Annotated in this window: 24 protein-coding genes; 13 read left to right on the forward strand and 11 right to left on the reverse strand. The window is 73.8% G+C overall.

All coding sequences use genetic code 11. From position 1 onward, the window contains the following. Positions 1-118: 118 nt before the first annotated feature. From RQM47_RS11540 to RQM47_RS11550, 3 genes are read left to right on the forward strand one after another with little or no spacing between them, the layout of a single operon-like run. On the forward strand, positions 119-3,286 hold the full coding sequence (locus RQM47_RS11540) for a SusC/RagA family TonB-linked outer membrane protein (RefSeq protein ID WP_314009041.1): 3,168 nt from the start codon (positions 119-121) through the stop codon (positions 3,284-3,286). A gap of 17 nt (positions 3,287-3,303) precedes the next feature. Then, a complete protein-coding gene (locus tag RQM47_RS11545; RefSeq protein ID WP_314009043.1) occupies positions 3,304-4,632 on the forward strand; it encodes a RagB/SusD family nutrient uptake outer membrane protein in 1,329 nt (442 codons plus the stop codon). Positions 4,633-4,643: 11 nt separating this feature from the next. Beyond that, positions 4,644-5,324: a class I SAM-dependent methyltransferase gene (locus RQM47_RS11550; RefSeq protein WP_314009045.1), complete on the forward strand. Its 681-nt coding sequence runs from the start codon at positions 4,644-4,646 to the stop codon at positions 5,322-5,324. 217 nt (positions 5,325-5,541) lie between these two features. Here RQM47_RS11550 and obgE read toward each other — a convergent pair whose 3' ends face one another. Then, on the reverse strand, positions 5,542-6,558 hold the full coding sequence (gene obgE / locus RQM47_RS11555) for a GTPase ObgE (RefSeq protein ID WP_311662972.1): 1,017 nt from the start codon (positions 6,556-6,558) through the stop codon (positions 5,542-5,544). 174 nt (positions 6,559-6,732) lie between these two features. Between obgE and rnhA the strand changes: the two genes are divergently transcribed. Continuing rightward, positions 6,733-7,176, forward strand: coding sequence for a ribonuclease HI (gene rnhA / locus RQM47_RS11560; protein ID WP_314009436.1), 444 nt, complete (start codon positions 6,733-6,735; stop codon positions 7,174-7,176). 303 nt (positions 7,177-7,479) lie between these two features. Here the strand turns inward: rnhA and RQM47_RS11565 are convergent, their stop codons facing one another. Further along, positions 7,480-8,112: an IMPACT family protein gene (locus RQM47_RS11565; protein ID WP_314009046.1), complete on the reverse strand. Its 633-nt coding sequence runs from the start codon at positions 8,110-8,112 to the stop codon at positions 7,480-7,482. A 71-nt stretch (positions 8,113-8,183) separates the two neighbouring features. Here RQM47_RS11565 and RQM47_RS11570 point away from each other — a divergent pair, with 71 nt between their 5' ends. Next, entirely contained in the window at positions 8,184-10,697 is a 2,514-nt protein-coding gene (locus RQM47_RS11570; RefSeq protein WP_314009048.1) for a DUF5916 domain-containing protein, read from the forward strand. Positions 10,698-10,996: 299 nt separating this feature from the next. On the opposite strand, the gene RQM47_RS11575 is transcribed toward RQM47_RS11570, so the two are convergent. The 3 genes from RQM47_RS11575 to pssA form a co-directional block, all read right to left on the reverse strand. Continuing rightward, positions 10,997-11,287 (reverse strand): ATP-dependent Clp protease adaptor ClpS, encoded by a 291-nt coding sequence (locus RQM47_RS11575; protein WP_311666027.1) that lies wholly within the window; start codon positions 11,285-11,287, stop codon positions 10,997-10,999. A gap of 75 nt (positions 11,288-11,362) precedes the next feature. Further along, positions 11,363-11,629 carry a phosphoribosylformylglycinamidine synthase subunit PurS gene (gene purS, locus RQM47_RS11580; RefSeq protein ID WP_311666025.1) on the reverse strand — a complete coding sequence of 89 codons (267 nt, stop codon included), beginning with the start codon at positions 11,627-11,629 and terminating at the stop codon, positions 11,363-11,365. Between the two features lie 42 nt (positions 11,630-11,671). After that, a complete protein-coding gene (pssA, locus tag RQM47_RS11585) occupies positions 11,672-12,439 on the reverse strand; it encodes a CDP-diacylglycerol--serine O-phosphatidyltransferase (protein WP_311666023.1) in 768 nt (255 codons plus the stop codon). A 372-nt stretch (positions 12,440-12,811) separates the two neighbouring features. On the opposite strand from pssA, the gene RQM47_RS11590 reads away from it, so the two are divergent. Together RQM47_RS11590 and RQM47_RS11595 are read left to right on the forward strand one after the other, a co-directional pair. After that, a complete protein-coding gene (locus RQM47_RS11590) occupies positions 12,812-13,603 on the forward strand; it encodes a hypothetical protein (protein ID WP_314009050.1) in 792 nt (263 codons plus the stop codon). Continuing rightward, complete coding sequence (locus tag RQM47_RS11595) at positions 13,600-13,947, forward strand: hypothetical protein (RefSeq protein ID WP_311666018.1); 348 nt, start codon at positions 13,600-13,602, stop codon at positions 13,945-13,947. The genes RQM47_RS11590 and RQM47_RS11595 overlap by 4 nt, the downstream gene beginning before the upstream one ends. A gap of 389 nt (positions 13,948-14,336) precedes the next feature. Here the strand turns inward: RQM47_RS11595 and RQM47_RS11600 are convergent, their stop codons facing one another. The 5 genes from RQM47_RS11600 to RQM47_RS11620 form a co-directional block, all read right to left on the reverse strand. Beyond that, positions 14,337-16,031, reverse strand: coding sequence for an aminotransferase class V-fold PLP-dependent enzyme (locus RQM47_RS11600; protein ID WP_311664097.1), 1,695 nt, complete (start codon positions 16,029-16,031; stop codon positions 14,337-14,339). Between the two features lie 131 nt (positions 16,032-16,162). Further along, the gene (locus RQM47_RS11605; RefSeq protein ID WP_311664099.1) at positions 16,163-16,687 is read right to left on the reverse strand and encodes an O-acetyl-ADP-ribose deacetylase; all 525 of its coding nucleotides are present in this window, start codon (positions 16,685-16,687) and stop codon (positions 16,163-16,165) included. Positions 16,688-16,733: 46 nt separating this feature from the next. Continuing rightward, positions 16,734-17,003, reverse strand: coding sequence for a DUF2442 domain-containing protein (locus tag RQM47_RS11610; RefSeq protein ID WP_311664101.1), 270 nt, complete (start codon positions 17,001-17,003; stop codon positions 16,734-16,736). 11 nt (positions 17,004-17,014) lie between these two features. Continuing rightward, complete coding sequence (locus RQM47_RS11615) at positions 17,015-17,272, reverse strand: DUF4160 domain-containing protein (RefSeq protein WP_311664103.1); 258 nt, start codon at positions 17,270-17,272, stop codon at positions 17,015-17,017. A gap of 88 nt (positions 17,273-17,360) precedes the next feature. Beyond that, the gene (locus RQM47_RS11620) at positions 17,361-18,644 is read right to left on the reverse strand and encodes a dihydroorotase (protein WP_314009052.1); all 1,284 of its coding nucleotides are present in this window, start codon (positions 18,642-18,644) and stop codon (positions 17,361-17,363) included. 160 nt (positions 18,645-18,804) lie between these two features. Between RQM47_RS11620 and RQM47_RS11625 the strand changes: the two genes are divergently transcribed. The 3 genes from RQM47_RS11625 (at position 18,805) to RQM47_RS11635 (ending at position 20,187) form a co-directional block, all read left to right on the forward strand. Beyond that, positions 18,805-19,374 carry a DUF3833 family protein gene (locus RQM47_RS11625; RefSeq protein ID WP_314009054.1) on the forward strand — a complete coding sequence of 190 codons (570 nt, stop codon included), beginning with the start codon at positions 18,805-18,807 and terminating at the stop codon, positions 19,372-19,374. Positions 19,375-19,429: 55 nt separating this feature from the next. After that, positions 19,430-19,684: a UPF0175 family protein gene (locus RQM47_RS11630; protein ID WP_314009057.1), complete on the forward strand. Its 255-nt coding sequence runs from the start codon at positions 19,430-19,432 to the stop codon at positions 19,682-19,684. 119 nt (positions 19,685-19,803) lie between these two features. Next, complete coding sequence (locus RQM47_RS11635) at positions 19,804-20,187, forward strand: DUF3368 domain-containing protein (protein WP_314009059.1); 384 nt, start codon at positions 19,804-19,806, stop codon at positions 20,185-20,187. A 20-nt stretch (positions 20,188-20,207) separates the two neighbouring features. Here RQM47_RS11635 and RQM47_RS11640 read toward each other — a convergent pair whose 3' ends face one another. Next, positions 20,208-22,724: a zinc-dependent metalloprotease gene (locus RQM47_RS11640; RefSeq protein WP_314009061.1), complete on the reverse strand. Its 2,517-nt coding sequence runs from the start codon at positions 22,722-22,724 to the stop codon at positions 20,208-20,210. A gap of 563 nt (positions 22,725-23,287) precedes the next feature. Between RQM47_RS11640 and RQM47_RS11645 the strand changes: the two genes are divergently transcribed. From RQM47_RS11645 to RQM47_RS11655, 3 genes are all read left to right on the forward strand, one after another. Further along, the gene (locus RQM47_RS11645; RefSeq protein WP_314009063.1) at positions 23,288-25,129 is read left to right on the forward strand and encodes a thiamine pyrophosphate-requiring protein; all 1,842 of its coding nucleotides are present in this window, start codon (positions 23,288-23,290) and stop codon (positions 25,127-25,129) included. 61 nt (positions 25,130-25,190) lie between these two features. Beyond that, the gene (locus tag RQM47_RS11650) at positions 25,191-25,631 is read left to right on the forward strand and encodes a hypothetical protein (protein ID WP_314009065.1); all 441 of its coding nucleotides are present in this window, start codon (positions 25,191-25,193) and stop codon (positions 25,629-25,631) included. 56 nt (positions 25,632-25,687) lie between these two features. Continuing rightward, entirely contained in the window at positions 25,688-26,104 is a 417-nt protein-coding gene (locus tag RQM47_RS11655; protein WP_314009067.1) for a hypothetical protein, read from the forward strand. Positions 26,105-26,146 lie beyond the last annotated feature (42 nt).

The following is a 26,146-nucleotide window of genomic DNA, read 5'->3' on the forward strand; positions in this document are numbered from 1 at the left end:
CCCGCCCCCGCCGTGCGGCGTCTGGGCGGGGCGGCGAGAGGGCGCGGGGTAGAGCCTCCCGTCGGGCGGGGCGGCGTCGGTACCTTCGGGCCGCTTCTCCCGAGCCCACCCCGCCTCCATGCGTCTTGCCTTCCTCGTCGGCCTGGTCACCTGCGCTGCCGGCCCCGCGCTCGCCCAGAGCGCCTACACGATCACGGGACGCGTGGTCGACGCGGCCCTCGAAGACGGCGTGCCCGGCGCGTCGGTGCTCCTCGACGGCACGCAGGCCGGCGCGGCGACGGACGTCGAGGGCCGGTTCTCGTTCGACGCCCGCGTCGAGCCCGGGACGTACACGCTCCGGGCCAGCTTCGTCGGGTTCACGACCGTCGAGACGCCCGTCACGCTCGGAGCCGCCCCGACGGTCGACGTGGGCGTCATCGAACTGGCCGACGACGCCCTCCGCTCCGACGAGGTGATCGTCTCCGCCACCGGCCTCCCCATTGAGCGCCGCCAGCTGGGGAACGCGATCGGGACCATCGACGCCCGCGAGATCGCCGACGCCGGGGCCACGTCCGTCGATCAGGCGATCGTGGGGAAGGTGGCCGGGGCGGTCGTCTCACAGAACTCGGGCAACCCGGCCGGCGGCATCTCGATCCGCCTCCGCGGGCCGTCGACAGTGCTCGGCTCGGCCGACCCGCTCTACGTGATCGACGGCGTCATCATCGACAACACGTCGGCTGGGCTCATCGACCTCGGCGGCGGAGACCAAAACCGACTCGTCGACCTCAACCCCGAGGACATCGAGCGCATCGAGATCCTTAAGGGGGCCTCGGCGGCGGCTCTCTACGGGTCGCGCGCGAACGGCGGCGTCGTCCAGATCTTTACCAAGCGCGGGCAGACCGGCGCCCCGTCCGTCACGCTGTCCACGTCGGTGCGCACCGACGCCATCCGCAAGACGCTCGACGTGAACCGGGCAGCGTTCGACCGGCCTCAGGGTACGGCGCCCGAGGCGTCCCTCAGCCCCCAGCCTACGCAGCGCTTCGACTACCAGGACGACATCTTCCATCAGGCGGTCGGGACGGAGCAGTACCTCTCGGTCTCAGGGGGCCAGGGCGGCGGGACCTACTTTTTCTCGGGCGGCCACTTTTTTAACGAAGGGATCGTCCGCGGCAACCAGTTCCGGCGCCTCAACGGGCGCGTCCGCGTCGGCCAGGACTTCGGGGACCTCCTCAACCTCTCGATCGGCGCGAACTACACGCGGAGCCGGTCGCAGGACATCCCCAACGGCGGCCTGAACTCGGCGTACGGCGCGCTCACCGCGTTCATCTTCGGGCCGAACTTTATCGATATCCAGCCCGACCCCGTCACCGGCGAGTACCCCGTCACGAGCCCCGGTGTACCCGTAGACGCGGCGGGGGACCCCATCGAGTTGGTTCAGCAGAACCCGCTCGACGTGGTCAACAACTTCGACTTCAGCCAGACGACGAACCGCTTCACGGGCGACGCCCAGGCGCAGCTGACGCCGGCCGAGGGGCTCTCGATCAGCTACGTCCTCGGGCTCGACACGTACTCCCAGAGTGGCCTCGCGCTCATTCCGCGTGGGTCGACCGCCGGCGGGTTCGACGGCGGCTACAGCCGCCGGGCTGACTTCAACGTGACGAACCTCAACAACGACCTCCGCCTCCAATACCAGACCCAGCTTGGGGAGTCGCTCGAGTCGACGACGACGTTGGGCGGGACGTCGCAGTACGACCAGAACTCGACGTTCGCCATCCAGACGTTCGACCTCAACGTGGGCGTCGAGACCGTCGACGGCGGGTCGCGGCCGTCGGCCGTCGGCGAGTCGCGCAGCGAGAGCACGCTGCTCGGGGCGTTCGTTCAGCAGACGTTCGGGGTCTACGACCAACTGTTCGTGACCGCCGCCGGCCGCGTCGACGCGTCGAGCCGGTTCGGGCCGGACAACCGGACCAACTTCTACCCCAAGGTCAGCGCGAGCTACGACGCCGGCAGCAACGACGCCTACGCCCGCGCCGCTCAGAACGGGTACTTCCCCTCCACGCTCCGGCTCCGCGCGAGCTACGGCGAGTCGGGCGGGCTCACGTCGATCGGGCCGTTCACGCGGTTCACGCGGTACGGGCCGGGGGCCTACGCCGGGTCCAACGGCCTGCTCCCCCCGGGCCTCCTGGGCAACCCCGGCGTGGAGCCCGAGCGCCAGAGCGAGTTCGAGGTCGGCACCGACCTCGGGTTCTTCGACGACCGGCTCGGGATCGAGGCCACGTACTACACGCAGAACACGACGGACCTCCTGCTCAACGTCGAGCTCCCGCTCACGTCGGGGTTCTCGAACCAGCTCCAGAACGTGGGCGAGCTCTCGAACAAGGGGTTCGAGCTCCTGCTCCGCGCGCTGCCCGTCGAGACCGAGGGGTTCCGGTGGTCGTCGACGGCCACGTTCGCGACGAACAAGAACCGGATCGACCTCGACCCCAGTGTCACCGCCGACCCGTTCGACGACGTCCCTGACGAGACGCTCATCCTGGGCAACTCGTTCGGGCTCGTGGCCGTCATCGACGACCAGCCGCAGGGCGTGTTCTACGGCTCAGGCTTCGCCCGCGACGACGCCGGCAACATCGTCGGGCTCGCCGTCAACCCAGCGACGAACCAGATCGTCCTCGACGCGCAGAACCTCCCCACGTTCACGACCGGGACGATCGGCGACGACGGCCTCCTCCGCGACGCGGGCGGGGCGGTCATCGTCCCAGTCCGCGACGGGACCCAGCGGATCATCGGGGACCCGAACCCGGACTTCACGGCGAGTTGGATCAACGAGTTCGACGTGGGCCGGCGGTTCTCGGCCCGCGTCCAACTCGACGGGGCGTTCGGCGGCGACATCTTCAACTTTACGCGCCGCCTAGCCGCGCTCCGCAACTTCGGGACGCTCTCAGACTACCAAGCCGAGATCGAGGGCCGCGTGCCGGTCGGGTACTACCAGAACTCGGGCGTGCCCGGCCCGGACCCCCGCAACTACGGCACGTTCTCGATCTTCGAGAACTGGATCGAGGACGGCACCTTCGTCAAGCTCCGCGAGGTCTCGCTGACCTACCTCGTCCCGGTCGACCTCTTCCGCGGCATGGGCGTCCAGGGCCTCCGCGTGACGGCGTACGGCCGCAACCTTCTCTCGTTCGACAGCTACTCGGGGTACGACCCGGAGACGAACGTGGCTGGGCAGTCGACGGGCGTCCGCGGCTACGACTTCGTCGAGGTCCCGATCCCCCGGACGTTCGGGCTCACGCTCCAGGCCACGCTCTAGCCACCCCGCCCCATCCCATGACCACGACCACACGTCGAGCGGGGCGGTGCCTCGCCCTCGCCCTCGCCCTCGCCGCCCCGCTCGCCGGGTGCGACCTGAACATCGACGACCCCAACGCGACGACCGAGGAGGACGCGTTCAGCACGCGAGCGGGCCTTCTCTCCGCTGCCGCCGGCCTCCAGCGCCAGTACAACGCGGGCGCCTACGACAACCTCGTGCTCACGACCGGGATCACGTCGCGCGAGCTGGCCGCGGACAACACGTTCGCCAACCTCCTCGAGCTCGACGCGGGCGGGGCGGGGCTCGACCCGTCGAACGCGAACGTGACCGGCTACTTCCGCGAGATGTACCAGACGACCTCGCTGGCCGACGCCCTCATCGCCGGGGCGCAGGCGACCGAGACGGTCGAGCCGGCGCTCCAGAGCGGGCTCGTCGCGCTCGCCCAGTTCTACAAGGCGGCGGCGCTCGGGGCGCTCGCCGTTGGGTTCACGGACGTGGTGATCGACACGCGGACCGACGGGCCGGCGACGTACGTCCCGCGGCAGGCCGCGCTCGAAGAGGCCGTCTCGCTCCTGGCGTCCGCCGAGGACCTCCTGATCGCCACCCCGCCCAACGCGGCGTTCCGAGACGTCGTCCCGCGCGGGTTCGACCTGCTCAACACGATCCGCGCATACCGCGCGCGGTTCGCCCTCCTCGCCGGCGACCTCGACGGAGCGCTCGCCGCGGCCGGCCGCGTGGACCCCGCGGCGACCTCGGTGTTCACCTACACGACCGACGTGACGAACCCGCTGTTCGCCGCCATCTCGCCGTCGCTCGGGCAACCCAGCTTCGCCGTCCGCGACGACCTCGGGCTGGAGAGCATCGAGGACGACGACGGTCGGATCGCGTACTTCACCGATTCGAACGACGACACGAGCGTGAACGACTACCCGATCGAGACGGCGGCCGGCTTCATCGGCACCAGCCTGATCACCCCGCTTCCGGCTTACGTCCCCGACGAGATGCTCCTGATCCGCGCCGAAGTCCTCGCCCGGCAGGGCGACGCGGGCGGGGCGGTCGCGGCCATCAACGCCGTGCGGACCGACACCGAGGACCCGTTCGGGCTCGCCGCGAACCTCGACGCCTACGACGGCCCCACGGACCTCCAGAGCCTGCTCAACGAGATCTACTACAACCGCGCGACCGAGCTCTACCTCCAGGGCCTCCGCCTGGAGGACGCGCGGCGCCTGAACCAGGGCGAGCCGGACCCCTCGGACCCGTTCCAGCGGACGCGGAACTTCTACCCGTTCCCGCAGCAGGAGCGGCTCGCGAACCCGGGCACGACGCCGCCCGACCCGGCCATCTAGCCGCCCCGCCCGTGACCGACCGCCCCGCCCTCCGCCTCGTCCCGACGTGGACCCGGAACGCCGAGGCGTGGACGGCGGCCGTCCGTGAGGGGAACATCCCGAGCCGCCGGGCGGGCACGGACGCGGCCGTCGTCGAGGCCGTCGTGGGCGGGCTGCCGCCGGCTGGGCGCGTGCTCGACGTGGGGTGCGGCGAGGGGTGGCTGGCGCGGGCGCTCGGAGCGCTAGGCGTCTCCGTCCACGGCGTCGACGCGTCCGCCCCGCTCGTGGAGGCGGCCCGCGCCGAGGGCGGGGCGGGCGCGACCTACGACGTCCTCGACTACGAGGCGGCCGCCGCCGACCCGGACCGCCTGGGCGGACCCTACGACGTGGCCGTGTTCAACTTCTCGCTCCTCGACGACCGGGCCGCCGCCCCGCTCCGCGCCGCCGCGGCCGTGCTGGAGCGGGGCGGGCGCGTCGTGGTCCAGACGGTCCACCCGCTCACGGCCGGCGCGCCGTACGCCGACGGGTGGCGCGAGGAGACGTTCGACGGCGTCGAGGGCGACTTTGAGCCGATGCCGTGGTTTTTCCGCACGCTCGGCTCGTGGGTGCGCGTGGTGATGGCGGCCGGGCTCCGGCTGACCGAGGTCGTGGAGCCGACGGATCCGGAGACGGGCGCGCCGCTCTCGCTGATCCTGGTGGCGGAGGCGGTCTGAGGGCCACGGGCCTGAGATCACCACCCCGCCCACGGCACGGGCGGGGTGGCCGTCGTAGCGGTGTTGCATGCAACGCCAGCGGGCTGCGGCGCCCGGGCGGGGCGGACACGTACGGTCACCACGCGCAGTGTCTGCATCGGGCACGCCGTATAAGGGCGGGACGGTCGTCGCGCCACCCCGCCCACGGCTTGTCGCACGGGGGCGGGGCGGTCCTCCCCTACCCTTCCGCCTCGTCGCGCTCGGCCTCGACGTGGACCCACAGGGCCTCTTTGAGCCGATCGAGACCGCGCTGCGCGACGGCCGAGACGGGGAGCACCTCGACGTCGTCCGGGAAGCCGGCGCGGGCCTCCTCGACCCAGGCGTCGGCGAGGTCGGGGCCGACGAGGTCCATCTTGGTCAGCGCCACCAGGCGCGGCTTGTCGACGAGGTCCGGGCTGAACGCCTCCAACTCGGCGAGCAGCGTCGCGTAGCGGGCGCCGGGGTCCTCGGCGTCGGCGGCGACGCAGAATAGGAGGACCGCGTTGCGCTCGACGTGCTTGAGGAACTGGTGGCCCAGCCCGCGCCCCTCCGACGCGCCCTCGATAAGGCCGGGGATGTCGGCGACGACGAACGAGCGCCAGTCGCCGAGGTAGACCATGCCCAGGTTGGGTTCGAGCGTCGTGAACGGGTAGTCGGCCACCTTGGGCTTGGCCGCTGACAGCGAGCTGACGAGCGTGGACTTGCCGGCGTTGGGGAAACCGACCAGGCCGACGTCGGCGAGCAGCTTGAGTTCGAGCGTCACCTCGCGCTCCTCGCCGGCCTCGCCGGGCTGGGCGTAGCGCGGGGTCTGGTTCGTGGCGCTCTTGAAGTGCGTGTTGCCCAGCCCGCCCCGCCCGCCCTGCGCGAGCACGATGCGCTGGCCGTCCTCGACGATCTCGCCGAGCGCCTCGCCGGTCTCGCCGTCGCGGGCGACGGTCCCGAGCGGGACGCGCAGGACGATGTCGTCGGCCGTCTTGCCCGACTTCCCCGAGCCCCCGCCCGGCTCGCCGGCCGCGGCAAAGTGGTGGCGGTTGTAGCGGAGGTCGAGGAGCGTGTACAGGTTGTCGTCGCCTTCGAGCGCGACCGACCCGCCCGCCCCGCCGTCGCCGCCGTCGGGGCCGCCGCGGGGCTCGAACTTTTCGCGGCGGAAGTGGGCGCTCCCCGGGCCGCCCCGCCCGCTGCGGACCGTGACGGTGACGTAGTCTACGAATTTCATACTGGGGACTGGGGACTGGGGACTGGGGACTGGGGACTACAAGATGGCTGTCCGAGAAAGTTAGTGGGGGCGGGGCGGGCAAATCTCGTGGGGAGGCCGAGCGGACCCACCTGTAGCTTCCGCTCTCCCAGTCCCCGCAGTCCCTAGTCCCTAGTCCCCATCAAAGACGTCACCATCTACACCGACGGCGCGTGCTCGGGCAACCCCGGCCCCGGCGGCTGGGGCGCCACGCTCGTCTACGGCGCCCCGCCCGACACGATCACGCGCGACCTGAAGGGCGCCGAGCCCGAGACCACCAACAACCGGATGGAGCTGACCGCCGCCGCCGAGGCGCTCGAAGCGCTCCAGGAGCCGTGCCGCGTCCGCCTCCACTCCGACAGCGCCTACCTCATCAACGCGTTCAAGGACCGCTGGATGGACGGGTGGGTCCGGCGGGGGTGGAAAAAGTCCGACAAGAAGCCGGTCCTCAACCGCGACCTGTGGGAGCGGCTGATGGCCCAGGACGAGCGGCACGACGTGGCCTGGGTCAAGGTGAAGGGCCACGCCGGCGTCCCGCTCAACGAGCACGTCGACGGCCTCGCCGTGGGCGCCATGCGCACGATGATGGCCGAGCGGTAGAGAGCGGAAAGAGCGGTAGAGAGCGGAAAGAGCGGAAAGAGCGGAAAGAGCGGAAAGAGCGGAAAGAGCGGAAAGAGCGGAAAGAGCGGAAAGAGCGGAAAGAGCGGAAAGAGCAAGATGCCCGCCCCGCCCCGCTCTCGCCACCGGGCGGGGCGGGAGCGCCGCGGAACTTTTCGGCCGCCGCCCTGCCCTGCTCTACCTGCTCTACCTGCTCTACCTGCTCTACCTGCTCTACCTGCTCTACCTGCTCTACCTGCTCTACCTGCTCTACCTGCTCTACCTGCTCTACCTGCTCTACCTGCTCTACCTGCTCTCCACCACCTCGCCCCGCCCCGCCGTGGCCTCGACGAAGGCTGCCCGGAGCGGGGCGGCGTGGCTGCGGCGGACACGGAGGGCCAACTCGGTGCCGTCCGGCGAGAACGTCTGCTCGGCCACCTCGGCGTCGAACGCGTCCAGGAGCCGCATGGCCGGGGCCGTGTCGGCGAACGCGAACCGGAGCACGACGGGCACGCGGACCGTGCCGCGGGCGGGGCGGCCCGCATCGAGCGCCGCGCCGGCGGCCTCACCGTAGGCCCGGGCCAACCCGCCCACGCCCAGCTTCGTCCCCCCGTAGTAGCGCGTGACGGCGACCACGACGTTGGTCAGGTCGCGGCCCTCGATCTCGCGGAGGATCGGGGCTCCGGCCGAGCCCGACGGCTCGCCGTCGTCCTGCGTGCGCCAGACGCTTCGCCCTTTGGGTCCGCCCGGGCCGAGCCGGAACGCCCAGCACACGTGCGTTGCCGCGTGCTCGCGGGCGCGGACGGCGGCGACGGCCGCGAGCGCCTCGGCCTCGGTCCGCACCGGGGCGGCCTCACCGATAAACCGCGAGCCCTTCGTTTTGGGCGGCTCGGCGGCCGCCGGGGCCGCGAGTGTGAGGAACGTGTCAGGGACGGCCACGGGGCGGACCAAAAGGGCGGGGTGGGGGCGAGCTTCGGAACGTACGCCCGCCCCGCCCCGTCGTCTCCCCCGTGCTCACGCTCGCGCTCCTGCTCGCGCTCGCCGCCCCGCCCGGCGGCGACGGACGGCCCGGCCCCGATCCAGCGCGGCCGGTGGTCACAGCGGCGCCGGCCGGCGAGGGCCTCCGCGTCGACGGCGTCCTCGACGAGGCGGCGTGGGCCAGCGCCGAGGTGGCGACGGGCTTCGTCCAGTACGAGCCCGACGAGGGCGCCCCGGCGACGGAGCGGACCGAGGTCCGCGTGCTCCGGGCGGCCGACGGGCTCGTCGTGGGCGCCCGGATGTTCACGGCCGACCCGTCGCGGATCCGCCAGACCCTCAGCCGCCGCGACAACACGGGCGGGGCGGACGCCTTCGTGGTCTCCCTCGACAGCTACAACGACGACCGGACCGCCTACGTGTTCGGCGTCACGGCCGCCGGCGTCCGCTTCGACGGGACCATCGAGGGGCGCCGCGAGGACCGCTCGTGGGACGCCGTGTGGGAGTCGGCCGTGCGCGTGGGGCCGGACGGGTGGACGGCCGAGCTCCGCATCCCGTATTCCCAGCTCCGCTACACCGAGGGCACGGCGTCGTGGGGCGTCAACTTCCAGCGCGTGATGCCGGCGAGCGGGGAGGATGCCTACTGGGCGCCCGTCACGCGGGCTGAGGCCGAGGGCGGAATCGTCCAGTTGTTCGGGACGCTCGACGGGGTCGGCGGGCTCGCGCCCCGCCCCGTGCTTCAGGCGGCGCCGTACACGCTCGCGCGCGCGGCCCGGACCGAGGACCCCGACCGGCCGGGGACCGGCGCCGAGAGCGTCGGGGCAAACGTAGGCGCCGACCTCAAGGTGGGTCTGGGCTCGAACGTCATCCTCGACGCGACGGTCAACCCCGACTTCGGCCAGGTCGACGCCGACCCCGCTCAGCTCAACCTGTCCACGTTCGAGCGCTTCCTGAGCGAGCGCCGGCCGTTCTTCCTCGAGGGCACGCAGATCTTCGACCTCACGGTCGGCGGCGGCGACGGGGCGCTCCTCTACACGCGCCGCGTGGGCGGCGAGTCGCCCATCATCGCCGCGGCCAAGGTCACGGGGCGGACCGGGGGCGGCCTCTCGTTCGGGGCGCTGGGCTCGGCGACCGGCGGCGACTTCCGGCCGGGCCGGTTCTACGGGGCGGGGCGGCTCAAGCAGGAGCTGCCCGGGCGGAGCTACGTCGGCGGCGGGCTGACGGCGTACGGGACGCGGCCGGACAACGGCGACGGCCGCACGCTCGCCCTCGCCGGCGCGGCCGACTGGGCGCTCCGCACGGGCGGGTGGGTGTTCGAGGGGACGGCCGCCGGAACGGCCCGCGACGCCGACGAAGGCCGCGTCGGGGGCGGGGCGGTCTACCTCGGGTTCGACCGCGAGGAGGGCTACCTCACGCCCGGGTTCGGCCTTCGGGCCTACACCGCGGGCGTCCGCCTGGACGACGTCGGGCGGTTCCGGCAGACCGACCTGCTCCAGGCCCGGGCCGGGACGAGCTACCTCGTCAACGAGGGCCGCCCGGTCGGCCCGTTCCGGCGGCTCCGCGGCAGCGTCTACGGCTCGCAGACGTGGCGGCTGGCCGACCGGACAAACCGGGGGGCGGACCTCTCTTTCTTCGCCCGCGCCGACTTCCCCGGCTTCCAGGAGCTCTCGGTCTCGGTCGACCTCGACGGGCTGGGCGGGCTCGACGTGCGCGAGGCGCGAGGGCTGGGCGACGTGCGCAACGTGGCGCGCGGCGGGCTCTGGGTGTCGTACGAGACCGACTCGCGGCGGCGGTACCAGGTCGAGGTCGACGTGGGCGGGTCGCTCGGCGCCGACGGCGCGCGCGGCTTCTCGGCGGGCCTCGAGGTGGACTGGGCCGTGAGCGACCGCCTGAGCCTGGACGTCGAGGCGAGCGGGGGCTGGACCGACGGCCGGCAAGCGTGGGCGGCCAACGAGGCGTTCGTCCAGACGCCGGCTGGCCTCTTCGTCGGCGCCCAGGCCGACGTGCCCGAGGCGCTCGTCGACGGCGACCTCGTCCCGTTCCCGGGCGGGGTGGGGCTCGTCGCCGGCCTCGCCCCCTACGACGCCGCCCCGCTCCAGGTCGCGGGCACGGCGTTCTACGTCCCGCTGTTCGGGCTCCGCGACACGCGCGAGGCCGAGGCCACGCTGCGCGGCCAGTACATCGTCTCGCCGACGCTCTCGCTCCAGGCCTTCGGCCAGCTGTTCGCCGCGCGCGGGCGTTACCGCGACCTCTCCGTGCTCGCCGGCCCTGACGACCTCCGCCCCGCCTCCGGCTTCCCCAAGCGCCGCGACTTCGCGTTCTCCGCGTTCACGGGCAACGCCGTCCTCCGCTGGGAGTACCGCCTGGGCTCGGCGCTCTACGTCGTGTGGAGCCAGGGCCGCCGGAGCGAGCAGTTCGAGGAGGCGCTCCTGGCCGCCGCCCCGCCCTCGCCGTTCGAGACGGGCACCGGCGGCCAGTTTGCGGACACGTTCGGGGCGTTCCCGGACGACGTGGTCCTGGTCAAGCTGAGCTACCTGCTGATGCGGTAGCGGGCGGGCAGCGGGCGCCGCCCCGCCCGCACCGCACGAGGGCGGGGTGGCCGTCGTAGCGGCGTTGCATGCAACGCCGTCGGGCCGCGGCCGCCGGGCGGGGCGGCGACGGGCGGGGCGGCGTAGGGGCGACCGGCGGTCGCCCGTGCGTGCGGGCAGACGACGACGACGCTCAGGACCGCCCCGCCCGCGTCGGATACGACAAGTCGTGTCCCTACGGGTGCCCTTCGTTAGGCGTGGCGGCAATGGGCGGGGCGGAACAAAACCGGCGCCGCCCCGCCCGCGCGATCCCTCATCCCTCATCCCTCGATCTCCGTCACGAGCTGGATCTGGCGGAGGACGCCCTGGACCTGGAAGCAGTCGAAAAAGTCGCCCTGGTAGACGCAGTCCTTGCCGGCCGTGTGGACCGTGAACGCGTGGCGCTCGGCCTGCTGCTCCGAGCAGCCGGTGGCCCGGATCAGCTGGAGGATCACCTCGTCGAAGGTGTGGATGTCGTCGTCGTAGAGGATCACGCGCCAGGGCGTGTCGACGGCTTCGTCGGCCGTCGGCTCGGCGACGGGGGCGGCGTCGGGGAAAGCGGGGAGGGGCATGGGCCGGCCGGGGCGGTCTCGGAGGGGGAGCGGGCGGGGCGGGGCAGCCGCCCGGGCCGTTCAGCCACGCGTCGCCTACGCCGCGGTTTCCTCGGCCGGGACCAGCGCGAGGATCTCATAGTCCTCCGTCACCGGGTTGGCCAGGAGCCGGTCGCACGCCTGGCGCACGACGGCCTCGGCCGCCTCCGGCGTCGGCTCGTCCACGCGGACCTCGACGAACGTCCCGGTCCGCACGCTCTCGACGGAGCCCATGCCGAGCTCGTGGAGCGCGTGCTGGACCGCCTTCCCCTGCGGGTCGAGGATCGATGGGCGGAGCGTGACGCGGACGTGGGCGGTGAACATCGGGCGGGGCGGTCCCAGGGGGCGGGGCGGTGGCCGGGGAAACTACGCGCCGACGCGGGGCGCGTCCGCGTCGAGCGGGCCGGGGCGGGGCGGCTCGTCCTCCTCGGGCTCGGTCGCCACGCGGACCGCCCACAGGAGCGCACGGCCCAGCCCCCACCCGAGGTAGATCACGGCGCCGACGAGGAGGCCCTCCTCCTGGAACACGAGGCCGAGGACGAGGACGAGCAGAAACAGGAGGTACCGGAAGCGGTAGCGCCGCAGGTTCGTCCGGTTCGGCTGCGGGAGGGCCGGGAACGGGACCGGCAGCACCATGAGCGACGAGAGCACGACGACCAGGATGATGAGCGTCGAGAGCTGCGGCCGCGCCAGCACGTCGAACCACGGCCGGTCGACGAAGACCAGGATGAACACGACGACGGCCCCGGCCTGGGCGGGGATCGGGAGGCCCGAAAACTCGGCGTGCTTCTCGCCCGCGACGGCCATCGAGTTGAACCGGGCCAGGCGGACGGCCCCGAACAGGGCGGGGAGGCTCGCGAGCAGCGCGCCCCAGAGCGGGCCGAGCTGGTTCAGCCCGAACACGTAGAGCAGGAAGCTCGGCGCGACCCCGAACGAGACCACGTCGCAGAGCGAGTCGAGCTCGACGCCGAACTCCCCGGAGGCCCCGACGAGCCGGGCCATCATGCCGTCGAGGAGGTCGAAGAAGCCGGCCAGGACCACGAGCCACGCCGCCGCCTCCAGGTTGCCCGCCGCCGTCTGGATGAGCGAGAAGAACCCGGCGAGCAGGTTCATCAGCGTGAAAAAGTTCGGCACGGCCGCGCGGGCACGGCTGGGGCCGGCGCGGCGTGCACGGAGGACGGGGCCGCGGCGGCGGCGGGGGTCGCGCGCCATCAGGCTGCCCCCGCCCGCTCCGCCCTGCTGGACGCGGCCGCCCCGCACATCGCTACGTGGGCGGCCTGACGGGTGGCGGCGGTCGACGGGTAACCTTTTCGGGAGAGCAACGGGGGCGGGGCGGGTGGGGCACCGCTTACGCCGCCGCCCCGCCCCGGCGTTCCGCCCCGCTCGACTCGGAGCCCGGGCGGGGTGGCAGCGGCCGCGCGTCTCCGCCTCAGACGGAGCGGCGCGGGCGCCGTTTGGCAGCGGCGCCTCCGTGCGGCGACCTTCCGCCTTTCCCCGCCCCGCCCCATGTTTACCGTTCCCGCCCCGCCCGCCCGGCTCCTCCTGTCTGCCGTCGTCCTCGGGTGCGCCGCGTGCGCGTCGCCCTCGCGGCCGCCGCTCGAGACGGCCGCCGACTCGCTCGCCTACGCCGTCGCCGAGGGCGCGGGCGGGGCGGAGGCGTGGGACGCCCTCCCCGCCCTCGCCTTCGACTGGGCCGTCGTCGTGGACTCGACCGAGCGGATGCGCGCGCACCACCTGTGGGACAAGGCCGGCGACCGGACGCGCGTCGAGTGGCCGGTCGGGGCGGACTCGGTCGTCGTCGCCGTGTTCTCGCCGTCGACGTTCGACCCCGAGGCGCCGGCCGGGCAGGCGGCCATGAACGGGGCCGCGCTGGGCGGGGCGGCCCTGGACGAGCGGCTCGTCGAGGCCCACCGCCGCCACGTCAACGACGGGTACTGGCTGCTCGCCCCGCTCAAGACGCTCGACCCCGGCGTCCGCCGCGCGGTCGGCGCCGACGGCCAGACGCTCCAGCTCTCGTTCGACGGCGTCGGGCTGACGCCGGGCGACCAGTACGCGATCGAGACCGAGCCGGGCACGCGCTCGATGACGGCGTGGTCGTACGTGCTAGAAGGCGACACGGCGCGGTCGCGCTGGGTGTGGCTCGACCCGGCCGAGGTCGAGACGCCAGCCGGCCCGCTCCGCCTGGCGACGAAAAAGGTCAAGGACGGCGACGGGACGGCGATCCTGACCGAGCCGCGCGCCGTCGCGGACCTCGACGAGACGGCGTTCACGGACCTCCAGCCGCGGGGCGAGCTGTGAGGGCCTGGTTCCTCGCGACGCCGCTCTCCGAGCCGCTCGCGGCCGACGGCCACGCCGTCGTCGAGCTCCTCCGGTCGGACCGGCCGCGCAGCGAGAAGGCGGCGCAGGCGCACGCGTTCATCTACGGCGTCGGCGAGCACGCGCTCGCGTACCACCTCCGCGAGCCGCTGGAGCGCCTGGGCGTGGGGCGGGTGACGCGCCAGGCGCTCGGCGTCGCGCTCGACCTCGCGCTCCGCGGCCTCCGCACCCCGCTCCGCCGCGTCCTCGACGGCATGGACGAGGAGCAGCTCCGCGGCGTGGCCGACGAGATCGAGGTTCGCCTCTACCCGGACCCGCACGGGTGAGGGCGGGCAGCAGGCAGCGGGGGCCACATGCCCCGCCCCGCCCGCAGGACGCGAGGGCGGGGCGGCGTAGGGGCGACCGGCGGTCGCCCGTACGTGCAGGCAGGTCACGGCGGCGGGACGGGCGGGGTGGTCCAGGATGCCCCCCCCGCCCCGGACACGACAAGTCGTGTCCCTACGGGTGCCCGCCGTCGGGCGGGGTGGCTGCGCGACCGCCCCGCCCCCGAGGGCGACCGCCGGTCGCCCCTACAGGACCGTCCACGGGCAAGGCGGAACAAAACGGGCGCCACCCCGCCCGCGCGCTCCCAGTCCCCAGTCCCCAGTCCCCAGTCCCCAGTCCCCAGTCCCCAGTCCCCAGTCCCCAGTCCCCAGTCCCGCGAGCCGCAGGCGAGCTACCCCGGCATCGCAAAAAACTGGAGGTCCGCCAGGTCGCCCTCCAGGACCGCCCCGCCCGCCGGAGCGGGGAGGTCGCGGGCGAGGGACTGGGCGTCGGCGAGCGCGCTCGCGTAGAGGGCGCGGCGCTCGGCGCCCGAGCACGACTCAGCGTAGGCCGCCCCGCCCAGGGCCGCGTCCAGGCTGAACGCGGGCGGGGCGGACCGCAGGCCGGCGGGGCAGCCGTCGCGGTGCGTCCACGTGCCGGCGGCCAGGTCGAAGTCGTAGAGCGCGAGGAAGCGGGCGCCGTGCGCGGCCACGAAGCGGACGGCGTCGATCACGTAGTCGACCTCGGCCTCGTCCATCGAGTAGTGGAGGCCGACGCGCGCCCACCCCGGCTTTAGCCCGTGGTGGCCGTCCAGGATGCACTGGCGGAACCGGGCGCTCTCCTCGGCCCCGATCCCCAAGAGCCGGTGGCCGTACGGCCCGGCGCACGAGCACCCCGCCCGGCTCTGGATGCCGAAGAGGTCGTCCAGGAGGACCGTCACGAACCGGGGGTGGAGCACGCCGCCCCGCCCGTCGCGGACGTTGAACGAGACGATCGACAGGCGCTCGACGTCGGCGGCCTGGGGGCCGAGGATCTCGACGCGGTCGTCGTCGGCCCAGGCGGCGAGGGCGCGGGCGAGGTGCGCGCGCTCGCGGTCGTGGATGGCGTCGACGCCGACGGCCCGCTTGACTTCGAGCGCGTAGGCCGCGCGGAGCGTCTGGAACAGCCCGGGCGTGCCGGCCGTCTCGCGCGCCTCGACGTCGTCGGTGTAGTCGTGGTCCGCCTCGTTCACGTACGAGACCGTCCCGCCCCCGCCGACGGTCGGCGCCAGGTCGCCGCGGTAGAGCGACTCGTCGAAGACCAGGAGCCCGCACGCGCCCGGCCCGCCGAGGAACTTGTGGGGCGAGAGGAAGACGGCGTCGATCCGCCCGTCCGGGTCGCCCTCGGGCGCCATGTCGATCTCGACGTACGGCCCGGTCGCCGCGTAGTCGAAGAGCGCGAGCGCGCCGCGCGCGTGGAGCGCCCGCGCGATCTCGCGGACCGGCGCGAGGATGCCGGTCACGTTCGACCCGGCCGAGAACGACCCGACGAGCGGCCGCCCCGCCCAGCGCGGGTCGTCCAGGCGCTCCGCGAGGGCGTCGAGGCAGACCTGGCCGCGGCCGTCGAGCGGCACCTCGACGACCGTGCACAGCCCCTCGCGCCACGTCACCTCGTTCGAGTGGTGCTCGTACGGCCCCACGAACACGACCGGCCCGCGCGCGCGGAGCGCCTCCGCCCCGCCCGGGACGAGCGGGGCGAGGGCGTCGAGCGTGGCCGGCGGAATCGCGATCCCGAGGATCTCCTGGAGCTTGTGGATGGCGCCCGTCGAGCCGGTCCCCACGCACACGACCTTCCCGCCCGGCCCGGCGTTCACGGCCCGCTTGATGGCGGCCTCGGCGTCGTGGAGGAGGCCGGTCGCCGCCCGGCCCGTCAGGCTGTCCTCGGTGTGGGCGTTGGCGTAGAGCGGGGCCAGCGCGCGCAGGTGGTCCTCGACGAACGCGAGCTGGCGGCCGGACGCCGTGTAGTCGGCGTAGACGAGCGGGCGCCGGCCGAACGGGGTCTCGACGACGGCGTCGGCGCCGATCGTCTGGGCGCGGAGCGCGGCGGGCGTGAGGGCGGGCAGGGTCATGGGCGGGGCGGCGGGCGTCCCGGAAGGTAGGCCGCCCCGCCCGTTCGTCCGAGACGGCTACCGTCACGCCCCGCCGAGGCCGATCGGGGCGGGGCGGGCGCCGTCGGAGCTCGCGTGGGGCGGGGCGGCGTTTACGCCTCCAGCGCCCGGCGCAGCACGTCGGCCGAGGCGGCGTCGTAGCCCACGAGGAGCACGCGCGGCGACGGCCCGTGCGCGTCCTGCCACGCCCGCACCGCGTCGACGGCGACATGCGCGGCGTCCGCCGGCGGGTAGCCGTAGACGCCGGTCGAGATGGCCGGAAAGGCGACCGACGACGCCCCGCTCTCGGCCGCGAGGTCGAGGCTGCTCCGGTAGCACGAGGCGAGGAGGTCGGCCTCGCCGGCCGCCCCGCCCCGCCACACCGGGCCGACGGTATGGATCACGAACCGGGCGGGGAGGCGGAACCCCGGCGTGACGCGGGCCTCGCCGGTCGGGCACCGGACGCCCGGGCGCACCTCGGGCACGGCCCGGCACGCCGCGAGCAGCTCCGGCCCGGCCGCGCGGTGGATGGCGCCGTCGACGCCGCCGCCGCCGAGCATCCGCTCGTTGGCCGCGTTGACGACGGCGTCGACGTCGAGCGTGGTGATGTCGGCCTGGACGACGGAGAGGGCGGGCATGGGCGGGGACAAATGGGGGCGGGGCGGCGCCGCGCGTGGGGACGGATTAGCGCGTGACGGCCGGCGCCACCTCCCGGCCGACGTCCCGCAAAAACTCCGGGGCGAGGTCGGCCCCGTTCGGCCACGCGACCGTCCCCGTCTCGGCGTCCACGTACACCTCGGCAAACGCGGACTCGTCCCGCAACGGCGCGAACACCTCCCCGTCCAGCTCGCCGCTGAGGTCCACTTCCCGCTCGGTCCCGTCCGTGAACGAGACTGCGAGCCGGTAGCCGCCCAGGTGCTCGACGCTCACGACGTGAAGGAAGGGGTACGGCATCGGTTCGGGAATCAGGTCAGCGGCTCGATCGGTTCCAGCGGCTTACGTGCTCGGGCGAGGTCCCAGTTCCGCATCAGCTCGTCCTCGTGGAGCGCCGCCCATTCGAGCACGAGCCGGAGCGCCCGCTTCGACATCCGCCCCGTTACAGCGCCGCCCCCAATCTCGACCGTCACCTCGTCTTCGCCGTAGCGGACGTGGAAGTGGGGCGGGGGGTGGTCGCGGTAGTTGAGGAAGACGACGATGCCGAAGAAGCGGGAGACGGTGGGCAACGCGACGCTGGGCGGTACGAGGGACCCGAACGTACCGCGCCCTTGACTGAGGGCGGGGCGGCCGCCGCGGGCCTCCGCCCCGCCCCGCTCAGTCCGCCTCCACGAGCTGCCCGTTGTTCACGACGGCCCACGCGCGCCCGACCATCGGGCTCCCCACGAACGGCGTGTTGTGCGACTTCGACCGGACGTGCTCGCGCCCGAACGTCCACTCCGTCGTGTCGTCGAAGACGGTCAGGTTGGCCGCCCCGCCCACGTCGAACGTCGGCACGTCGAGGCCGAGGATCTCGCGCGGCGCCACGGCCAGCTTGTGGACGACCTGGGCCAGCGTGAGCACGCCGGGCCGCACGAGGTCGCGGACCGTCAGGCCCCAGCAGGTTTCGAGGCCGAGGATGCCGAACGGGGCCTCGATAAACTCGACCTCCTTCTCGAAGGCCGCATGCGGCGCGTGGTCCGTCGCGATGGCGTCGATCGTGCCGTCGGCCAGGCCGTCCTTGATCGCCTGCACGTCGGCCGCGGTGCGGAGCGGCGGGTGCATCTTCGTGTTCGTGTCGTAGCCACTCGTCTCGACGGCCTCGTCGGTCAGCGCCCAGTGGTGCGGGCACGCCTCGGCGGTCACAGGCGCGCCCCGCCGCTTCGCCTCGCGGACGACATCGACGGCCCGGGCCGTCGAGATGTGGCAGACGTGGAACCGGCCGCCCGTGAACTCGGCGAGCAGGCAGTCGCGGGCGATCATGGCCTCCTCGGCGAGCCCGGGGATGCCGGGCAGCCCGAGCCGCGTGGCGACGGCCCCCTCGTTCATGTGCCCGTGCGGGTTGAGGGTCAGGTCCTCCTCGTGGCCCAGGACCGGCCGGCCGACCGTCCGCGCGTACTCGAGCGCCCGGCGCATGAGGCCGCCGTGCTGGACCGGCGAGCCGTCGTCGGAGAAGGCGACCGCCCCGCCCGCGGCCATGTCCGCCATCTCGGCCAACTCCTCACCGCGGCGGCCCTTGGTCACCGCCCCGATGGGGTAGACGTCGACGGCCAGCCCCTCCGCCCGCTTGCGGACGAACTCGACCACGTCGCGCGTGGCGATCGGCGGGTCGGTGTTGGGCATGCAGGCGACGGCCGTGAACCCGCCCCACGCGGCCGCCCGCGCGCCGGTCTGGATCGTCTCCTTGTGCTCCTGGCCCGGCTCCCTCAGGTGGACGTGCATGTCCATCCAGCCCTGCGAGACCGTCTTGCTGGCCGCGTCGTACACGTCCGCCCCGCCCGCGTCGAGGGCGTCGCCGACGGCGGCGATCTTCCCGTCGCGGATGAGGACGTCGGCGCGGCGGGACGCGCCGCTCACGGCGTCGAGGACGGTGCCGCCGGAGATCAGGAGGTCGAGGGACACGGGCGGGGTGGCGAGGACGAGAAGAGGGAGGCGCAGAACCGATCTCCGCCCCCTTGTCGGTGAGGGCGGGGCGGCCCCGAAGCTACCGCGGGCGGGCGGGGCGGCGCCCGGGACCCTCCCGCCGCCGCCGCGGTTGGGCGCCCTCCCCCACCCCGCCCCCATGCCGACCGTGCGCCTCCGCCCCGCCCTCGCCGCCGCCGCGCTCGTCGTGCTCGGCGGCTGCCTGACGGCCCACCCGCGCGTGCCGCCCCCGCCCCGCCCGCCGGGCGCGCCGGCGTTCACGCCCGACGTGTTCTTTGCCGGCTGGACGCGCGGGCTCGGCGTCCTCGACGTGCGGCTGCGGTCGCCCGAGCTCCTGTGCGTGGTCGGCTACGGCGAGGCGCAGCCCGACGGGACGTTCCGGCTCGATCAGACCGTCACGCACGCGGACGGACGGACCGAGGAGCGGACATGGACGATGCGCCGCGAGACGCCGACCCGCTACACGGCCACGCTGACCGACGCGGAGGGCGAGGTGACGGCTACGGTCGAAGGCCGCGAGCTGTTTATCCGCTACTCGATGGGCGGCGGGCTCTCGATGCGCCAGCGCCTGATCCTCCAGTCCGGCGGCCGGACGGCGCTCAACCTGTCGACGGTCTCCGCGCTCGGCGTCCTCCCCGTCGCGCGCCTCAACGAGCAGATCCAAAAGACCGACGCGCGCGTCCCGTGTGCGGGCGGGGCGGGCTCGTAGCGGGCGGACCCAACGGTAACGGGAAACGTAAAATCTCTCCACCTACGGCACCTAGATGTCCGTCACTGTCCAGTTCGACCTGCCCGAGAGCGTGTTCTCCAGCATCCGGAGCGCGCCCGATGACTTCGTGAACGAGCTCCGCCTCGCGGCCGCCGTCAAGTGGTTCGAGAGCGGCCGGATCTCCCAAGGGAAGGCAGCCGAAGTGGCCGGCATCAGCCGCCAAGCGTTCCACGACGCGCTCTCTGAGTACGGCGTCTCTGCGTTCCAGGTCTCCTCGGAGGACCTCCGCGACGAGCTGCGGACGCTCTGAATGAGGCGCTGGGTCTTCGACGCCTCTCCCCTCATCGTGCTCGGGTCATCGCGTTCGGGAAGATCGGGCTTCTGGATCTCCCAGCGCGGCTCCGAATCGGTGGTGCGATTCCAGAAGCGGTGGCCGCCGAAGTCGCAGCCGGCGACGACGCGAACCCCGCGAAGGTCTGGCTCCTCGGCGCCTCCCCGTTCCCCATCGTACCGGTTCCCGTCTCGCCCGCTGTCGCCGCGTGGGGCTTGGGCGAGGGCGAGAGCGCGGTGGTCTCGTACGCGCTCGACCACCCGGGCGCCGAGACCGTGTTGGACGACCGTGCAGCGCGGGCGTGCGCCCGGACGTTCGGCGTGGGCTCGCGCGGCATGCTCGGCCTCCTCGTGCTTGCCAAACGAGAGGGGGCCATCGCCGGAGTCCGCCCGTACGTGGACGCTCTGCTCGCCGCCGGCTACTACCTGGGGGACGACCTCGTTGCCGCCGTGCTGGCCGAGGCTGGGGAAGCCGCTCCCTGACCCCGCCCGGGCGGGGCGGTCTACCCGCCCACCGCCCCGCCCCGCCCGCCCGCGTCGAACGCCGCGTCCACGCGCGCGGCGACGTCGAGGAGGTGGTCGCGCGTCGCCGCGTCGCGCGTCCGCCCCGCCCCCGCCGCGGCGCCCTCGCGGACGCGGCGGAGCGCGCCGCGCGCGGCGGCCCGCACGTCGGACTGGCTCACGTCGACGCCCAGGTGGCGGAGTCCCGCGGGAAGGTCCGGCCCGTCTTCGGTGAGGAGCGCGACGAGCCGCTCGACGTAGCCGCGCTGGAGGTTCCGGCGGTACACGTCGACCGTAGGGCGGCGGGCGTCGAGCTCGGCCCACACGTCCGAGCGGAGGTCGTCCATGAACGCGGCGAGCGGGTACGGCTCCGCCCCGCCCCGCCCGCCCTCCAGGCCGTCGACGGCCTCGGCCTCGACGAGCCGGCCCAGCCGCGCCGGGTCGAGCAGGTCGTCGAGGACCGAGACCTGGGCGCGGCGGAGGCCGTCGACGGCGCCCGTGGGCCGGATGCGGCGGAGGACGCCGGGGTCGAGCAGCCACGTCGGCGTCTGGAGCACGTGGGCGTCGAGGAACGCGAGCGCCCGCTCCTGCTCGGCGCGTGGGACGGGCTCGAACACCACGCCCGCCTGGTCCGACGCCTTCGGCGTCTCGCGCACGCCGCCGACGACCGTCACCACGTGGCCCATGTAGCGCCGCCACATGCCCAGCGTCTCGCCGTAGACCTCCGCCAGGTCGTCGTAGCCCTCGCCCGGCGTCGACGTCCAGGCCACGAGGTTGGGGACCACGCGCTTCAGGTTCTCGACCGCGTAGCCGCTCGCCGCGACCGGGTCGTCGCCCATGTCCTCGGTCTGCGCGTCCGGGTTGTAGCCGCCCCGCCCCGTCGAGAAGCGGTACACGGGGTCGCCCGCGCGCGCTGCCACGAGCGCGTCGAGCGTCGCCGTCTCGTCGTCGGGCGTCGCCACGTCGGGGTACCAGCGGTAGGCCCAGTTGATGGCGTAGTCGTCGTACGGGCCGATCTGGCGCACGAACCGCGTCACGCCGTCGCCGGGCTGGGCGACGTAGTTCTGGCGCGTGTAGTCCATGATCGTAGGCGCCACGCCGAACGCGCTCGTGAACGTCGGGCTCCGCAGGCTGTCGACCGGGAAGGCGCTCGACGCGATCATGTTGTGGGGGAGCCCGAGCGCGTGGCCGATCTCGTGGGCGATCACCTGGCGCATGGTCTCGCCGATGAGCGCCTCGTCGATCTGGAGCGACCGGGCGGCCGGGTTGGCCGCGCCCGTCTCGATCATCAGCCGGTTCCGGTACGAGCGGATGTGGTTGTGGTACCAGATGATGTCGCTCTCGATAATCTCGCCGCTCCGCGGGTCGCTCACGCTCGGCCCGGTCGCGTTCCGCGTCTCCGACGCCACGTAGCGGACGGTCGAGAACCGGACGTCCTCGGGGTCGAACGCCGCCGAGTCGCCCGGCGCCGGCGGCAGCTCGCAGCGGATGGCGTTTTGGAAGCCGGCGACCTCGAACGAGCGGTTCCAGTCCTCGACGCCCCGGCAGAAGTACGGCCGCCAGCGCTCGGGCGTGGCCGGGTCGAGCGTGTAGACGATGGGCTCGACGGGCTCCACCAGCTCGCCGCGGAGGTACGCCGCCGTGTCGCGCGGGACGAGCCGCCAGCGGCGGACGTAGGCGCGCTCGGCCGCCTTCTGGTCGTCGCGCCCGTAGTCGATCTGGCGGACCGTGAAATAGCCCACGCGGTCGTCGGCGAGCCGCGCCGTCATGGGCTCGCGCGGGAGGAGCACGAACGAGTGGAACATCTGGAGCGAGACGGTCCCCGTGCCCGCGTTCGAGGGCGGGGCGGCCGCGTCGTACGTCGTCGTGTAGCGGACGTTGACGTTCTCGGGGAAGCTTTTGGCGCCGTCCACGAACGACCGCGCCTCGTCCAGCCGGCGGACCTTGAACCGCGTCCGCTGCGCCGGCGTGAGCCCGCTGAGCGCCGGCGTGTCCTTCCCGTACAGGTCGGTCACGTCGACGACCACGCCCGCGCCGTCCGGCGCGACGGCGGCGACCGGAAACGCGGCCACGACCGGCTCGAAGTTGTTCACGCGGACCGACTGCGCGATCGGCAGCGCCTCGTCGGCGACGGCCGCGTACGACTGGGTCCGCAGGAGCACGCGGTCGCCCACGCGCTCCCACCGGAGCACGCCCTCGGCGCGCTTGGCGCCGGCCGGGATGAACCCGCCCAGGTCCGCCGGCACCTGCGCGATGCGGACGACCGAGAGGAGGTCGCGGCCCATGAGCGAGTCCGGGACCTCGAACAGGAGTTTCTCCCCGACCCGGTGGACCGTGAACAGGCCGGCGTCCGTGACCGCCTCGTCCGTGACGACCTCCGCGTACGGCTTCGGCCCGTCTTTTTTCGCCGCCCCGCCCCGCCCGTTCGCGGCCTGCGAAGCGGGCGGGGTGGCGGCCGGCCGGGTGCCGGCGCAGCCGGCGAACAGAACGAGGGCGAGGGCGAGCAGGGCGAGGCGCACGGGCGGACCCAGAAGAGGGCGGGGTGAGCGGGATCGGATGGTACGGGCCGCCCCGCCCCCGTCGCCAGTCCGCAGCGGGCAGCGGGCAGCGGGCAGCGGACAGCGGGCAGCGGGCAGCAAAAGTGCGGCCGCCCCGCCCGCGCCGAGGGCGGGGCGGCGATCGTAGGGGCGACCGGCGGTCGCCCGTGGGCGGGGCGGGGCGGCGACGTTCGGGACCGCACGCAGGGGCGGAGAGACCCAGGTTCGTAGGGACACCACGCGTGGTGTCCGCATTGGGAGCGCAACACACCGCCCCGCCCCCGTGTGGGATGGCCGCGACGGGCGTCGGCCCCGACCTGAACGCGCGGGCGGGGTGGCGGCGGCGACCGCCCCGCCCCGCCCACAAGACGCGAGGGCGGGGCGGTCGGGGCGGCACGCGGACGGCGTGGCGTGGGCTCGCGGCTCAGGGAAAGACCCCCAGACGGGTCAGGGGCGCCGGCCGAAACCTCCACCCTCCGCTCCCCTTCAAGCCCGCACCTCCCTCAGACCACGGCGGCTCCGCCCGTCCACCCCGCCCCCTCGACATGAGCGTTATCCAGCCCCGCAACACCGTCAGCGACTTCGTCCTCGACCGCCTGATGGAGTGGGGCGTCGACACCGTCTTCGGGTACCCCGGCGACGGGATCGGCGCCTTCGACGGCGCCCTCGCGCGGGCCGACCACGACGACCTCCCGCTCCGCTACATCCGCCCGACGCACGAGGAGATCTGCGGGCTCATGGCGACGGCCTATGCCAAGTGGACGGGCCGGCTCGGCGTGTGCACGGCGACGTCGAGCCCGGGCGCGTTCCACATGCTCAACGGGCTCTACGACGCCAAGATGGACAACCAGCCCGTCGTCGCCGTCATCGGCCAGCAGAACCTGGCGTCGCTGGGGAGCGGCTACCAGCAGGAGTCGAACCTCGAGCGGACGTTCGCGGACGTGGGCGCCTACGTCCAGACGATCGTGACGCCGGAGCAGGCCCAGGTCGTCGTCGACCGGGCGTGCCGGACGGCCCTCACGCACCGCCAGCCGTGCGTGATCGTGATCCCCCACGACGTGCAGGCCATGACGCGCGAGGAGCCGCCGCAGAGGATGGAGGTCTCGCGGAGCAGCTCGGCCCCGACCTCGACGGCCATCGCCCCGCCCTCGGACGAGCTCCGGCGCGCGGCCGACGTCCTCAACGCGGGCAAGAAGGTGGCCTTCCTCGTCGGCGCCGGCGCGCTCGGCGCGACCGACGAGGTGCTGGCGCTCGCCGAGAAGACCGGGGCCGGCATCACGACGGCCCTCCGCGGCAAGGACGTGGTCCCGGGCGATGTCCCCTACAACACAGAGCAGCTGGGGCTGCTGGGCACGCTCCCCAGCTACAAGATGATGCAGGAGTGCGACACGCTCCTCATGATCGGGTCCAACTACCCGTACGGCGGCTACCTCCCGGCGACCGGCCAGGCGCGGGGCGTCCAGATCGACCTCCGGCCGAGCCAGCTCGGCGTCCGCTACCCGATGGAGGTCACCCTCTGGGGCGACGCCAAGACGACGCTCCAGGCGCTCCTCCCGCTCGTCGAGCAGACGGCCGACACGTCGTTCCAGGACACGACGGCCGAGCGGATGCGGGAGTGGGAGGGCGTGTTGGCGGCCCTGGCCCAGAACGAGGCCGAGCCCATCAACCCGCGCCAGGTGTTCCACGAGATGAACGAGCGGCTGCCCGCGGGCGCCGTCGTCACGTGCGACGCCGGCTCGACGGCCGACTGGTACGGCCACCACGTCCGCCTCAAGCGCGGGATGCGCGGCGACCTCTCGGGGCGGCTCGCGACGATGCTCGCGGCCATGCCCTACGCCGTCGCCGCCAAGTTCGCGCTCCCCGGCCGGCCCGTCGTGTGCACGATCGGCGACGGCGCCTTCCAGATGCTGGGGATGAACGAGCTCATCACGGTCAAGAAGTACCAGCACCTGTGGGAGAACAAGCAGCTCGTCGTCCTGGTGCTCCACAACGACGACCTCACGCAGGTCTCGTGGGAGATGCGGACCGAGGACGGCAACCCGCGCTGGACCGGCTCGCAGGCCGTCGAGTCGGTGGACTACGCGGCCTTCGCCGAGACGCTCGGGTTCCAGGGCCTCAAGGTGACCGACCCGTCCAAGGTCGGCGAGGCGTGGGACGCCGCGTTCGCTTACGACGGCGTGACGGTCCTCGACGTCCACACGGACAAGAACGTGCCGCCGCTGCCGCCGCACATCTCGTTCAAGTTCGCCGCGAACATGGCCGAGGCGCTCCTCAAGGGCGACCCCGACGAGTGGGACGTGGTCAAGAGCTCGGCCAAGGCGCTCGTGACCCAGAAGGCCGCCGAGGTCAAGGAGGCCCTCCACCTCGGCGACGACGACGACGCGTGACGCGCGCCGAGGGGGAGACCACCCCGCCCCGCCCCGTCTCTCGCCCCGCACCCCCGCCCCCATGACGGCCGCCCCGCCCACGGTCTCCGACGCCCACCGCGCCGTGGCGCGCGACGCCCGCCGCCTGCTGTCCGAGCAGGCCACGCTGGCCGAGCTAGCGCCGAGCACCGGCCCGCTCGCCGGCGCCGCGGCGACCCCGTTCGGCTGGGGCTACGTGCTCGGCGTGGTCGACGCGCTGTGCGGGGTCCACGGCGCCCCGTTCGACGCGACGGCGCTCGGCGTGTGGGCGGCCGTGCTGGAAGAGGCGGCGGGCCGCCCCGCCCCCGACGCGCTCGACGCGGCGCTCGACACGCTCCGGGGCGGGGCGGACACGGGCGGGGCGGGGCGGGAGCCGTACGGCTTCGCCGCGGGGCGCGAGTACGGCGGGAACGAGGCGCTGGGGTGGCTGCAGGGCGCGTGCGTGCCCGCCGCGCTCGTCCACCTGTCCCGCGTCCGGTCGTGAGCCCAACTTTTTCCCCGCGGGCGCCCCACGCTCGGCGCCCTCCACCCCGCCCCTCGATGCCCCGCCTCCTTCCCCCCTCCCTGCTGCTCGCCCTCCTGCTCGCCGCGGCCGGGTGCGCCTCGACGGCCCCGCCGCTGGACGCCTCCGACGTGGCCGACGCGACGGCCAGCGTGGCCGGCCTGCGCGGCTACGTTCAGAATCAAGGCTACACCCTCTTTCCCGACGCGTCGTTCGACCCGGGCCTGTTCTCGACCAACCGCGAGTCGTTCTCGGTCGACGGCGGGCGCGGCCGGCTGGGCGTGTACGCGTTCGAGTCGGAGGCGGCGATGGAGCAGGCGGCGCTCCGGCTCTCGACGGCCGCGTTCTCGCCGGTCTGGAACGTCTACGAGGGCGGCAACCTCGTCGTCGTGTACCTCGGCCGCGACCCCGGGATGCTGGCCGCGCTGGGCCGGGTGATGGACCCCATCGCCTGACGCCCCGCCCCTGGCACCCGCCCCGCCCGAGCGGGGCGGGCG

It is taken from the genome of Rubrivirga sp. S365 (genome assembly GCF_032248475.1).
Classification (GTDB): Bacteria; Bacteroidota; Rhodothermia; order Rhodothermales; family Rubricoccaceae; genus Rubrivirga; species Rubrivirga litoralis.

What these genes read in the sequence shown, in the direction of transcription:
- obgE (WP_311662972.1), bottom strand. Translation starts at nt 6,558, where the DNA reads ATGAAATTCGTAGACTACGTCACCGTCACGGTCCGCAGCGGGCGGGGC.
- RQM47_RS11645 (WP_314009063.1), top strand. Translation starts at nt 23,288, where the DNA reads ATGAGCGTTATCCAGCCCCGCAACACCGTCAGCGACTTCGTCCTCGAC.
- RQM47_RS11625 (WP_314009054.1), top strand. Translation starts at nt 18,805, where the DNA reads ATGCCGACCGTGCGCCTCCGCCCCGCCCTCGCCGCCGCCGCGCTCGTC.
- RQM47_RS11630 (WP_314009057.1), top strand. Translation starts at nt 19,430, where the DNA reads ATGTCCGTCACTGTCCAGTTCGACCTGCCCGAGAGCGTGTTCTCCAGC.
- RQM47_RS11540 (WP_314009041.1), top strand. Translation starts at nt 119, where the DNA reads ATGCGTCTTGCCTTCCTCGTCGGCCTGGTCACCTGCGCTGCCGGCCCC.
- RQM47_RS11600 (WP_311664097.1), bottom strand. Translation starts at nt 16,031, where the DNA reads ATGACCCTGCCCGCCCTCACGCCCGCCGCGCTCCGCGCCCAGACGATC.
- RQM47_RS11610 (WP_311664101.1), bottom strand. Translation starts at nt 17,003, where the DNA reads ATGCCGTACCCCTTCCTTCACGTCGTGAGCGTCGAGCACCTGGGCGGC.
- RQM47_RS11655 (WP_314009067.1), top strand. Translation starts at nt 25,688, where the DNA reads ATGCCCCGCCTCCTTCCCCCCTCCCTGCTGCTCGCCCTCCTGCTCGCC.
- RQM47_RS11545 (WP_314009043.1), top strand. Translation starts at nt 3,304, where the DNA reads ATGACCACGACCACACGTCGAGCGGGGCGGTGCCTCGCCCTCGCCCTC.
- purS (WP_311666025.1), bottom strand. Translation starts at nt 11,629, where the DNA reads ATGTTCACCGCCCACGTCCGCGTCACGCTCCGCCCATCGATCCTCGAC.
- RQM47_RS11650 (WP_314009065.1), top strand. Translation starts at nt 25,191, where the DNA reads ATGACGGCCGCCCCGCCCACGGTCTCCGACGCCCACCGCGCCGTGGCG.
- RQM47_RS11590 (WP_314009050.1), top strand. Translation starts at nt 12,812, where the DNA reads ATGTTTACCGTTCCCGCCCCGCCCGCCCGGCTCCTCCTGTCTGCCGTC.
- RQM47_RS11605 (WP_311664099.1), bottom strand. Translation starts at nt 16,687, where the DNA reads ATGCCCGCCCTCTCCGTCGTCCAGGCCGACATCACCACGCTCGACGTC.
- RQM47_RS11575 (WP_311666027.1), bottom strand. Translation starts at nt 11,287, where the DNA reads ATGCCCCTCCCCGCTTTCCCCGACGCCGCCCCCGTCGCCGAGCCGACG.